Genomic DNA, 12,014 nt, shown 5'->3' with positions numbered 1-12,014 from the left:
AGGCGAAGCATGGCAGAACAAGACATAACAAAGTATTCCTATAAAGATGTATTTTCTTTAAGTGTTGTACAGTTTGAAAAAGCCTGCGTTTTTAATAAACCAGAGCAAATCGATGCCTATAATATCTATTGGATAAAAAAAGGAAAAGGGACCTATAACATCGATTTTGAAAGTTATAATTTTCAAGATAATGTGCTGTTCTTTTTATCTCCCGGACAAGTGTTTTCCGTAGATTCTGAAAAAATTCAAGAAGCCTATAAAATATCTTTTATTAAGGATTTCTACTGCATTCAAACACATGATAAAGAAGTCGCTTGTAATGGCGTTCTTTTTAATAATGTATACGAAACCCCTTTTGTAAAACCTTGTACCAGCGATACGCAAAAGCTTCAGTTTATACTAGAAGGTTTAATCGAAGAGTTTAAAACCAACGAAGCTGCGCAATATGATATGCTGCAAACCTATTTAAAACAATTCATTATTCATGCGGTTCGCGTTCAAAAAGAACACCTTACTATTAAGGAAGACACAGAAACCAAACTTTTTAAAGAGTTTAGCGTATTGGTTGAGCAAAACTACAAGAAGTTGCATGCAGTAACCGATTATGCTAATAGATTAGGACTTTCCCCAAAATCCTTAACCAAACATTTTAATAAAATGGGAAGCCAGACACCCAGCGATTTTATTAAAAATAGAATCATTTTAGAAGCCAAACGTCAATTGATTTATTCCAATGAATCCGTGAAGCAAATTGCATACGATTTGGGATTTAACGACGCCGCGTATTTTACAAGATTCTTCAAAAAAGCAGTATTAAAATCACCACTTCAGTTTAAAAAAGAACATTAGTTTTTTTGGCGTGACCATAAAGGTCAGGCTGTACATTATATCTTTTTTTGCCATATATGGCAGCAAAAAAAGGATGCCACTTCCATCCTTCACGCAATAATTACCGATTCGAAACCCGATAAAACCTAACAAAAACAGGGTTGTCCAAGCATAAGGAACTTTTGTCCATTTTTTCAAGCGTATTGCTGTTGCATCTTTGCAGTGTAATTAATTAGTAACATTAAAAACGCAACCAATATGAAAACAACAGAAAATAAACAATGTCCAAATTGTTGGGGATTTCAAGAATATGATGAAAAGCAGCCCGATAACAAAATTTGCGATTGCGCAAAACCAGAGTAAAACAAAACAAGAATAATTAAAGTAAATATAAATAAGAACCCTGCCTTCGCAGGAATATAAAACAAATATTATGAGCACAAGAATTGAAACATTAAATCCAGAAACAACCACAGGAAAAGCTAAAGAATTGTTTAATGCAGTACAAAACAAATTAGGATTTATTCCAAACTTAATTAAAGTATTTGGTAATTCACCAGCAACCTTGCAAACCTATTTAAGTTTAGGCGAGTTAACAGGAAGTGGAAATTTTAGTAACAAATTTAGAGAGCAATTAGCATTAGCAATTGCCGAAGAAAATGCATGTAACTATTGCTTATCTGCACACACAGCAATTGGTAAAATGAACGGTTTAACCGAAGAGCAAACAGAATTAAGCAGACAAGGTATTGCTGCAGATGCTAAAACGCAGGCAGGTTTACAATTTGCACAAGACGTAACAAAAAATAGAGGACAAGTTTCTACAGCGGCTATACAGGCGGTAAAAGAAGCAGGTTATAATGATGGTGATATTTTAGAAATCGTGTTAAACGTAGTTTCTAATACACTTACCAATTATGTAAACCATATAGCAGAAACCGAAGTAGATTTTCCAAGTGTAGAAACAGGGAAATTCACAGTAACAAGCAATTAATAAATCAAAAAAGTAATAACAAATTAGAAAGCACAAAATCATGAAAAATTTATTTATCGCAGTATTTTTAGTAGCATTTTCAATCACAGCTACCGCGCAAGACAAAAGGACTAAAAGTACAACAGCAACAACGGTTGCGTTAGAACAAACATTAGGGGAGTTCACCCAAAAAGAATTAACACTTAAAGAAGGTACCTATGTATTTCAAGTTTCTAATAATAATGCCGCACCAGAAGTTGGTCTCGTTTTAATAGAAGCAGGAAAAGATGGAGCAGATCCTAAAAACCATATTGCAGATGCTTATGTTTCTCAAATGGTAAAACACGGTAAAACAGAATCTTCAAAAGAAGTAACACTTACCAAAGGAACATACCAATATTTTTGTCCTTTTAATAAAACACCACAATATACTTTAACCGTAGAGTAGTGGTTTGATTAATAGTTTTTAGTGTAAAAGCGAGCTTTAGTAAAGCTCGCTTTTTTTTGTTTTCTTTTTCGGGTTTTGCGATATTGATTTAAAATTTAAAGTCATGAAAAACATCATTTTAAACGTATTCTTTATTTGTGTTTGTTTTCTTTCTTATGCGAGCCATACACCAAAAGTTGGCGATGTATTAATTGTTAAAGCGCCTTCCAGTCAGTTTTATAATCATATCTCATTTCCGCAATTAAATATATTAGTAAAACGTGGTAAACTAGCGAGCTATAAGTCCGTCATTGGTAATGAAGTTGTGGTAGAAGAAGTGTTTACAAAAAAGGATAAAACCTATGTCGTTTTAAAAAAGAAAGATGGTACCAAGTTTTTCGGACTGTATATAGATGTAAAAGCGAATTACCAAAATGCTATGGATTTTGGTGAGTTGGAGTTGTTGAAGCCTTAGTGTTAGGTCAATGTTGTTTACTGCCACTGTTGGTGTTTTTCATCAACAGTGATTTTTGGAATGTTATTGCTAGTGTTGATGTTTTCCACCAGCATGTATAATATGAGTTTCTTGCCGCTGTTGGTGTTTTTTACCAACAGTGTATTGTCAATGGAAAGAGTAATTCTAAAGAGTAATATAGTTTCTATAGATTTGTCGGTGAAAAACACCAACAAAGGCGAATGGTGTTTATCATCATTGGTGTTATTGCCACTGTTGGTGTTTTTTACCAACAGTGATGTCTAGATTTATAAGAGAAATTCAAGAGATGTAGTTTAATCTTCCATAAGTTTGTTGGTGAAAAACACCAACAAATGCGAAATAAATAAAAGGCGGTTTTAAGATTATTCCCAATGTTGGTGTGTGTCATCAGCATTTAAAACTACTATTTCACGGAATCAATCTAGTTGTTTTTTTTATGACAAAATTGGTGTTTTTCACCAACATATATAATATAAATTTTAAGCTAAAATGGAATTAAAACCTATTAAAATAGAAGATTGTCCGCAGTTTTATACTGCTTCTATTTTAAATAGTAAACACCTTTTAAAGCCTGAAAAGTACAAGCAAGTATTAATAGAATCCTTAAAGTATTTAGTTAGCCAAAAACGAGTCATTGTATTTGGTTATGTAATTATGGACAATCATATTCATATTGTTTGGAAACCAACATTATTGTATTCATTAAAACATACACAGCTAAGTTTTATGAAATTCACTGCACAGCGAATTAAAAGAGATTTAGAAGAAAATTATACGAATGTTTTGCGCTTTTTTTTAGTGGAGGCAAAAGATAGGAATTACCAGTTTTGGAAACGAAATCCTTTATGTGTTGATCTTTATAATAATCATATTATTGAACAGAAATTAAACTATATACATCAAAATCCAGTAAAAGCGGGAATATGCGAAAACTCTGAAGATTATAAGTATTCGTCTGCAAAATTTTATAAAGAATTAGGAGATGAATTTGGTTTTTTAACAGATTACAGATAATTTTATTATTAATGTTTTTTAAGTTTTGTTGAGTCAAATTATGTTTTTTGGCTACAGTGTTTGCCACTGTTGGTGTTTTTCACCAACAGTTTATTGTCAATGGGTAGAGTGATTCTAAAGAGTAATATAGTTTCTATGGATTTGTTGGCGAAAAAAGCACCAACAAAGGCGAAACAAATTATAGGTGGTTTTAATATTGTTCTTGCCAATGTTGGTGTTTTTCACCAACATTTAAAACCATTAATTCTTCAAGTTCTTAATTACCGAAAACGCCTTATCCACCACATGATCTTCTACTAATACTGTAAATTCGTTGGTGGTAGAAACTACTTCGTAAATCGGAATGTTTTCCCAGGCCAAACGCTTAAAAATCTGATAGTATAAACCAGATATTTTAGAGTTGTCTTTTGGTAAACGCACACTAATTGCAGATAAACCTTCTTGAATTCCTAGTTGGTTCTCGTCTGCAAAACATTTTAAAATTGCCTTTTTTTCCGAACTAGAAATAATGATATTACTTTCGTAAATTCCTCGAGTGAAGGCGTAAAAAATATCTTTATTCGTTTCTACTTGGTCTAAAATTTTGGTATGACTTTGTATTAGGGTTTCCGAATTCTGAAACGTAAAATCACTCAAATTAGAACGTACCGTTATATCTCCTAATTTTTGTAATGTACTTTTTAGTTTTAACGAATGACGCAAGGTATTCGGCGTGTTGTATCTACGTAAAGCCATCATAATGGCTCCAGACTTTACCGGTTTTCCTAACATAACTCCAATTGGCGCGTTTAATTCTTCGGCTAAAGCAGAGTAGTTAATGATACTTCTGGATAAAGCTTCTTCTAAAAAAGGCTGCGTGATCAATATATCTTCCACGCAAGAGGCAATAGTTTTCATAAGCAGAACGGTATTTATTTGTGTTCTTCTGTCATTCCGAACTAGATACGGAATCCATTAAATAGATTGTTAATTATTTAACAATTTGTGTAAAAATAGTATAATTTTTTCATTTTTATGGCTATCAAGAGCTTGCTTTGTAGTTTTACTTTATAAAATAGAAAGCAATATGTTGGTATTAAAATTTGGAGGAACTTCTGTCGGATCGGTAGAAAACATGATTCATGTAAAAGATATTATTAATAACGGACAACAAAAAGTGGTGGTTTTATCGGCAATGTCGGGAACTACAAATGCTTTAGTTAAAATTTCAGAGTACATTAAAAACGGAAACGTAGACGAAGCATTAATTGTTATAGATGCCCTTAGAAATAATTATCATAAAACCATTGAAACCTTAATTGCAAAACCGCAGTTACAACAAGAAGTTCTTGGGTATGTAAATAATGTGTTTACAGCTTTGGAAGCATTAGTGAATAAGAGATATGATGTTTTGTTATATAACCAAATTGTGGCGCAAGGCGAATTGTTGTCTACTTTTATTTTTAGTCGTTACTTGCAGCAAGAAGGAATTAATGCATCTTTATTGCCTGCTTTAGATTTTATGCGAATAGATAAAACCAACGAGCCAGATAACTATTATATACAGCAGAATTTAAACCGAATTATTTCGGAAACTCCAGATGCTGAGATTTACATCACACAAGGTTTTATTAGTCGGGATGCCGAAGGTAATGTTGCAAATTTACAACGTGGCGGAAGCGATTATACAGCAACAATTATTGGCGCAGTTTTAAAAGCGGAAGAAGTACAAATCTGGACGGATATTGACGGATTTCATAATAACGATCCCCGATTTGTAGAAAATACCAAAGCCATTTCAAATCTGTCTTTTGATGAATCTGCAGAGTTGGCCTATTTCGGAGCAAAAATTTTACATCCGCAAACTGTTATGCCTGTTAGAGCATTGGATATTCCTGTACGATTAAAAAACACCATGTCTCCAGCATCTTATGGAACCTTAATTACAAACCAAATTCATGGCGAAGGAATTAAAGCAATTGCCGCTAAAGATGGTATTACGGCTATAAAGATTAAATCGGCTAGAATGCTACTGGCACATGGTTTTTTAAAGAAAGTATTCGAAATCTTTGAGCGCTATGAAACGTCTATCGATATGATTACTACTTCCGAAATTGCGGTGTCGTTAACTATTGATGATACTAAGCATTTGGAAGCTATTGTAGACGAGTTAAGTAAATTTGCAGTTGTAGAAGTAGATGATCACATGAGTATTGTGTGCTTGGTTGGTAACGCAATTATTTTTCATGCAGACACGCCAAATTTATTTCAAATTTTGCAAGATGTTAGCGTGCGTATGATTTCTTATGGAGGAAGTAATAACAATATCTCCTTATTAATTAATACAAGTGATAAAGTGGAAACGTTAAAGAAGTTACAGCGCTATGTTTTTGAGAATAGTGGCGTTGTGGTTTAGTGTTAGCTACTATTGGTTTTTTGTGCCAATCCAAACCGTGCCTTTTGTTGTTCTATAATGTGTGATTTTATCGTCGACACGAAGTATAGGATTTCTTTTTAGTTGCTTTTTATACCATTTTTGCATTGCGTAGGAATCTTTATTAGAGGCATATACTTCTGCGGTTTCTTCTATGTCTTCAGTGGTGAAATTATGTTCGTCTAAAGCATAAATCCATTGAAAAGCATCTAACTCATTTTTTAGTTTTCCATAATTTTGCGTAGGCATTGATTTTTGTTTTTCTGGACGATAATACGTAGTATCATAAAAGTTTAAAAATCCATCTATTGCACAAACAACCTGTGAGTTTTCTATAAAAGGTTCGTTTAACCAAATAGTTAAATAATAAGGTTTGTCTAGTGTTTTTAGTTGCGTTTCCCAATGGTTGAAAATGGCTACTAAGCTTTGTAAAATAAGTTTTCGAGCTTTTCTTTTTGGTTTCGGAATCGCTGCTCCTGTAATAGAAATCTCCCCGAATGGACGAACCCAAACTTTTTCGTAATTTCTTTGGTAACGTGCTATATATTCTAAATCTAAAGGAAGACTATCGTTTTTCCATTTTTCGATGTCTTTAAAAATACGATTGTGTCCTCTTAATTTTTTCGTTTTCATTTGAAGGTCTTTTTTAAATTTATAAACGGCGTATCATAGCGCTTTTCAAATGTAATAGTTAGATGTCGAAAAAAAAAAGCGAACCGTGAAGCTCGCTTTTTTTTTATTAAATAATAATATTCTATTTATTCATAATCTCCTCAATCTCTTCTGCTTCAATAGGGATATTTCGCATTAAATTAAAAGGTTCTCCAGTTTTTTGTATCACTACATCGTCTTCTAAACGAATACCAAATCCTTCGTCAGGAATATAAATTCCGGGTTCTACAGTGAATACCATATTAGCTTGCATTGGCTCGTGTAATAAACCGTAATCATGCGTGTCTAATCCCATATGATGACTGGTTCCATGCATAAAGTATTTCTTATATGCTGGCCAATCCGGATTTTCATTTTGTACGTCCGCTTTATCTAGTAAGCCCAATCCTAATAATTCGCTGGTCATTATTTTGCCAACTTCTACATGGTATTCTGCCCAAATAGTTCCAGGAACTAATAGTTTGGTTGCTGCGTTTTTTACTCTTAAAACGGCGTTATAAACTGCTTTTTGTCTGTCGTTAAATTTTCCAGAGACAGGAATAGTTCGTGTCATATCACTCGAGTAATTCGCGTATTCTGCTCCTGCATCAATTAAAATTAAATCGCCAGCTTTACATTGTTGGTTATTCTCTATGTAATGTAATACGTTTGCGTTGTTTCCCGATCCTACAATTGGCGTGTATGCAAATCCTTTAGATCGATTGTTTAAAAACTCATGCATGAATTCTGCTTCAATATTGTACTCCCAAACGCCTGGTTTAGTAAATCCTAAAACGCGTCTAAAACCTTTTTCGGTAATATCACAAGCTTGTTGTATTAAGTCTAATTCTATCTGGTCTTTTACAGAACGTAAACGCTGTAAGATAGGATTGCTTTTTGCTACAGTATGTGCAGGATATTTTTCTTTTAGCCATTTTGTAAAACGATCTTCGCGAGTTTCTGTTTCTACATTCGCTCTATAATGCTCATTAGTATTTATGTAAACTGTTTCGCATTGCGTCATCATTTCGAATAGGACTTTTTCTAAGTCTTGTAACCAATAGACTGTTTGTATTCCTGCAGTTTTAAATGCAGCTTCTTTGGTGAGTTTTTCACCTTCCCAAACCGCAATATGCGCATTGGTTTCTTTTAAAAAAAGAACTTCTCTATGTTTCGGATTTGGGCAATCCGGAAAAAGAACGAGTATGCTTTCTTCTTGATCTACACCGCTTAAGAAAAAGATGTCTCTATGTTGTGCAAAAGGTAAAGTGCTATCTGCACTCACCGGATAAATATCATTAGAATTGAAAACTGCAAGACTTTTTGACTTCATTTGAGAAGCAAAATTTTTACGGTTTTTTATAAAAAGTTGACTGTCTATTTGATGGTATTTCATTGAAAAATTGTTTTAAATTCCCTTTAGAAAAGAAATTTTATTTTTGAATTCCGTTAAGTATATCAAAAATAAGAAGTTTAAAATACAATTGTTATAAAAGCGTCTTAAAATATGCTTCCTTTTTCTAATTGCTTTGTACCTTTTACATTTATAAGTATCTTGAAACTTTAAATCCTAGTTATGAAAATCAGTATCTTTTTTACGTTTTTATTGTGTTTTATTCTTTCTGCGGAAGCGCAACAACCTGCAACAACTTCCAGCTTTGTTCAGAATGCTTTAAAAGAGAAGCAAGCATTAATAGAAAATTCGCTAGTTAAAAATATTCCTTTTGAAAACATTGGTCCAACGGTCATGAGTGGTCGCGTTGTGGATGTAGAAGTGAATCCAGAAAACACTGTAGAGTTTTATGTGGCGTATGCGTCTGGCGGATTATGGTATACCCTTAATAATGGGTCTACTTTTATGCCGGTTTTAGATACTGCGCAAACACAAAATATTGGGGATATTGCTGTAGATTGGAAAAACAAAACCCTTTGGGTTGGTACTGGTGAAAATAATTCTTCTCGTTCCTCGTATTCTGGAATTGGTATTTTAAAATCGAAAGACAGCGGAAAAACATGGACTAATGTTGGATTGCACGATTCCCATCATATTGGTCGTATTTTAATCAATCCTAATAACCCAGAAGAAGTAACAGTTGGTGTTATTGGACATTTATATTCTCCCAATGCAGAACGCGGTGTTTATAAAACAATAGATGGCGGGAAAACATGGAAACAAACCCTTTTTGTAAATGAGGTTAGCGGAATCATAGATCTACAGCATGCACCAAATAATTATAATATCATGTTTGCTGCTGCTTGGGAACGAGACAGAAAAGCTTGGAATTTTAACGGAAACGGAAAGAACTCCGCGATATATAAAAGTATAGATGCTGGTGAAACGTGGGTAAAAGTTTCCACGGAATCTAGTGGTTTCCCAATAGGAAATGGTGTAGGTAGAATTGGATTGGCAATTTACGATGAAACTACTATTTATGCTTTGCATGATAATCAATTCCGAAGAAAAGAAACAGAAGATAAAAAAACAGATAAGCGTGGTTTTACAAAAGAAGATTTTAAAACCATGACTACAGAAGATTTCTTAAATCTAGAAGATAAAAAATTGAATGGGTTTTTGAAAATGAATGGTTTTCAGGAAAAGTATCGTGCAGAAAATGTAAAGCAAATGGTGCGTAGCGGAAACGTGAAACCAGCAGATATAGCACATTATCTAGAAGATGCAAATGCCATGCTTTTTGATACGCCAGTAATTGGAGCTGAGGTGTATAAAAGTACAGATGGAGGGAAAACGTGGAACAAAACACATGAGGACTATCTAGATGATTTATATTATAGTTATGGGTATTATTTTGGAGAAATACGCGTAGATCCACAAGATGAAAATGGTGTTTATGTATTGGGTGTTCCTATCTTAAAGTCTAAAGATGGCGGAAAAACCTTTGTTTCTATTAGTAAAGAAAACGTACATGCAGACCATCAGGCCCTTTGGGTAAATCCTGATAAATCGGGCCATTTAATTAATGGTAATGATGGCGGATTAAATATGAGTTATGATGCTGGTGAAAGTTGGGAGAAGCTAAATGTAAATTCGGTGGGACAGTTTTATACTATAAATGTAGATAACGAAAAACCATATAATGTATATGGCGGTTTGCAAGATAATGGCGTTTGGGTTGGTGCAAATAATGCACGACAAGATAAAAGTTGGCAGCAAAGTGGTCATAATCCTTGGGAGAGTTTAATGGGCGGTGATGGGATGCAAATTCAAATAGATTCTAGAAATGCGAATCTGTTGTATACAGGTTATCAGTTTGGGAATTATTATAGAATTAATCGCGAAACCAAAGCACAGAAATACATACAGCCAAAACATGAATTGGGTGAAAACCCGTATCGATTTAATTGGCAAACACCAATTTTAATTTCGCCGCACAATCAAGATATTCTGTATTTAGGTGGAAATAAATTAATGCGTTCTATGAATCAAGGAGACGATTGGAAAGCCATTAGCCATGATTTAACCAATGGTGGAAAAAAAGGAAATGTAGCTTACGGGACGTTAACTTCTATTAGTGAATCTCCTTTTGCATTCGGACTTATTTACACTGGAAGTGATGATGGTTTGGTGCAGGTCACTAAAAATGCAGGCGGCAGCTGGGAGAATATTTCAGACAACTTGCCAAAAAATCTTTGGGTGACTCGCGTTATCGCTTCGCAACATAAAAAAGAACGCGTTTATGTAACTTTAAATGGCTATCGCTGGGATGATTTTAATAGTTATGTTTATGTTTCCGAAGACTATGGAAATACCTGGAAAAGCATTAGTTCTAATATTCCAATGTCACCAGTAAATGTTATAAAAGAAGATCCCGAAAATGAAAACCTACTCTATTTAGGAACCGATAATGGTGCCTATGTGTCTTTTAATAAAGGTGTGAAATGGGAAGCATTCCATAAAAATTTACCAGCAGTTGCTGTGCATGATTTGGTGATTCAGCCAGAAGCTAAAGACTTGCTTTTAGGTACACACGGAAGAAGTATCTATAAAACCAATATTGCGCCTTTGCAAAAAATGAATACGAATATTTTAAGTAAGAGCGTAACGCTTTTTCCTTTTGAAGATATTCGCTATTCTCCACGATGGGGAAGCTCTTGGAGCAAATGGTTTGATGCAAATACGCCTTTAGAAATCATTAAGTTTTATGGAAATACTGCAGGGAAAAAGGAAGTTAAAATCCTTTCGGAAAAACAATCCGTTTTAAAGATTATTTCTGTCGAAGCAGATAAAGGGTTTAACTACGTAGATTATGATTTGTCATTAACCGAAAAAGGAAGAAAAACACTGCTTAAAGAGAATACAAGCATTGATATTGAGGCAGCTAAAAATGGAAAGTATTATTTGCCAAAAGGAAAATATTTTATCCAAATAGGATTAGAGCGTGTGAATTTTGAAATGAAGTAGTCTGTTTTACTTAAATCCATTCTAAATAAATTTATAAAATTCATTTTAGCTTGCTTGCGTTAGCGTTGCTTACTATATTTGTGTATATATAATCTAACTACACAAAATAATGAGCGGAATTTTAAATTCTTCGATTGGAAGAAAGTTTGCCATGGCACTTTCGGCACTCTTCCTAATGATTTTCTTATTACAACATTTTGTAATCAACCTATTATCGGTATTCAGTCCAGATGCATTTAACAATGTTTCTCATTTTATGGGGACCTTTTGGGCAATTCAATATGTGATGCAGCCGGTATTAATTTTTGGTGTTATTTTCCATTTTATAATGGGATTTGTACTAGAAATTAAAAACAATAAAGCAAGACAAATTAGTTATGCTAAAAATAATGGTGCTGCTAATTCAACATGGATGAGTAGAAACATGATTTGGAGTGGCGCTGCTATTCTAGCATTTATTGGTTTACACTTTTACGATTTTTGGTTGCCAGAAATAAGTACAAAATACATTCAAGGCGATATGTCTGGATTACTTGCTAATGGTGAGTTTAGATATTTTGAAGAACTACAACATAAATTTGTAGATATCTGGAGAGTCGTATTATACTGTATTGCTTTTATATTCTTAGCATTACACTTATTACACGGTTTTAATTCTGCATTCCAATCGGTTGGAGCAAATAATAAATACACAAAAGGATTAAAAGGATTCGGAAAAGCATATGCGATTATCATTCCATTAGGATTCGTTTTCATTGCATTATTTCATCATTTTAATCACTAAAAAATATC

The 12,014-nt window shown here is 33.5% G+C and carries 11 protein-coding genes; 8 read left to right on the top strand and 3 right to left on the bottom strand.

Features of this window, described 5'->3' with window-relative positions; all coding sequences use genetic code 11:
• Positions 1 to 9: 9 nt before the first annotated feature.
• The 5 genes from ACVCZW_RS14010 to ACVCZW_RS13990 all read left to right on the top strand — a co-directional run bounded on the left by ACVCZW_RS14010 (position 10) and on the right by ACVCZW_RS13990 (position 3,738).
• A complete protein-coding gene (locus tag ACVCZW_RS14010) occupies positions 10 to 849 on the top strand; it encodes a helix-turn-helix domain-containing protein (protein ID WP_452232712.1) in 840 nt (279 codons plus the stop codon).
• Between the two features lie 412 nt (positions 850 to 1,261).
• On the top strand, positions 1,262 to 1,822 hold the full coding sequence (locus ACVCZW_RS14005; protein ID WP_452232711.1) for a carboxymuconolactone decarboxylase family protein: 561 nt from the start codon (positions 1,262 to 1,264) through the stop codon (positions 1,820 to 1,822).
• A 40-nt stretch (positions 1,823 to 1,862) separates the two neighbouring features.
• A complete protein-coding gene (locus ACVCZW_RS14000) occupies positions 1,863 to 2,249 on the top strand; it encodes a hypothetical protein (protein WP_452230310.1) in 387 nt (128 codons plus the stop codon).
• Positions 2,250 to 2,352: 103 nt separating this feature from the next.
• Complete coding sequence (locus ACVCZW_RS13995; RefSeq protein ID WP_452232710.1) at positions 2,353 to 2,703, top strand: hypothetical protein; 351 nt, start codon at positions 2,353 to 2,355, stop codon at positions 2,701 to 2,703.
• A gap of 510 nt (positions 2,704 to 3,213) precedes the next feature.
• The gene (locus tag ACVCZW_RS13990; RefSeq protein WP_452232709.1) at positions 3,214 to 3,738 is read left to right on the top strand and encodes a transposase; all 525 of its coding nucleotides are present in this window, start codon (positions 3,214 to 3,216) and stop codon (positions 3,736 to 3,738) included.
• Positions 3,739 to 3,978: 240 nt separating this feature from the next.
• Here the strand turns inward: ACVCZW_RS13990 and ACVCZW_RS13985 are convergent, their stop codons facing one another.
• Positions 3,979 to 4,635 carry a hypothetical protein gene (locus ACVCZW_RS13985; RefSeq protein ID WP_452230305.1) on the bottom strand — a complete coding sequence of 219 codons (657 nt, stop codon included), beginning with the start codon at positions 4,633 to 4,635 and terminating at the stop codon, positions 3,979 to 3,981.
• A gap of 169 nt (positions 4,636 to 4,804) precedes the next feature.
• Between ACVCZW_RS13985 and ACVCZW_RS13980 the strand changes: the two genes are divergently transcribed.
• The gene (locus tag ACVCZW_RS13980) at positions 4,805 to 6,133 is read left to right on the top strand and encodes an aspartate kinase (protein ID WP_452230304.1); all 1,329 of its coding nucleotides are present in this window, start codon (positions 4,805 to 4,807) and stop codon (positions 6,131 to 6,133) included.
• 9 nt (positions 6,134 to 6,142) lie between these two features.
• Here ACVCZW_RS13980 and ACVCZW_RS13975 read toward each other — a convergent pair whose 3' ends face one another.
• A complete protein-coding gene (locus ACVCZW_RS13975; protein ID WP_452232708.1) occupies positions 6,143 to 6,784 on the bottom strand; it encodes a hypothetical protein in 642 nt (213 codons plus the stop codon).
• Between the two features lie 121 nt (positions 6,785 to 6,905).
• The gene (locus tag ACVCZW_RS13970) at positions 6,906 to 8,198 is read right to left on the bottom strand and encodes an aminopeptidase P N-terminal domain-containing protein (RefSeq protein WP_452232707.1); all 1,293 of its coding nucleotides are present in this window, start codon (positions 8,196 to 8,198) and stop codon (positions 6,906 to 6,908) included.
• 180 nt (positions 8,199 to 8,378) lie between these two features.
• Between ACVCZW_RS13970 and ACVCZW_RS13965 the strand changes: the two genes are divergently transcribed.
• Positions 8,379 to 11,222 carry a WD40/YVTN/BNR-like repeat-containing protein gene (locus ACVCZW_RS13965; RefSeq protein WP_452232706.1) on the top strand — a complete coding sequence of 948 codons (2,844 nt, stop codon included), beginning with the start codon at positions 8,379 to 8,381 and terminating at the stop codon, positions 11,220 to 11,222.
• Between the two features lie 109 nt (positions 11,223 to 11,331).
• Positions 11,332 to 12,006: a succinate dehydrogenase cytochrome b subunit gene (locus ACVCZW_RS13960; protein WP_452232705.1), complete on the top strand. Its 675-nt coding sequence runs from the start codon at positions 11,332 to 11,334 to the stop codon at positions 12,004 to 12,006.
• Positions 12,007 to 12,014 lie beyond the last annotated feature (8 nt).

The sequence above is a fragment of the Lacinutrix sp. MEBiC02595 genome (assembly GCF_053601555.1).
This window is presented reverse-complemented; position numbering and strand designations above follow the sequence as displayed.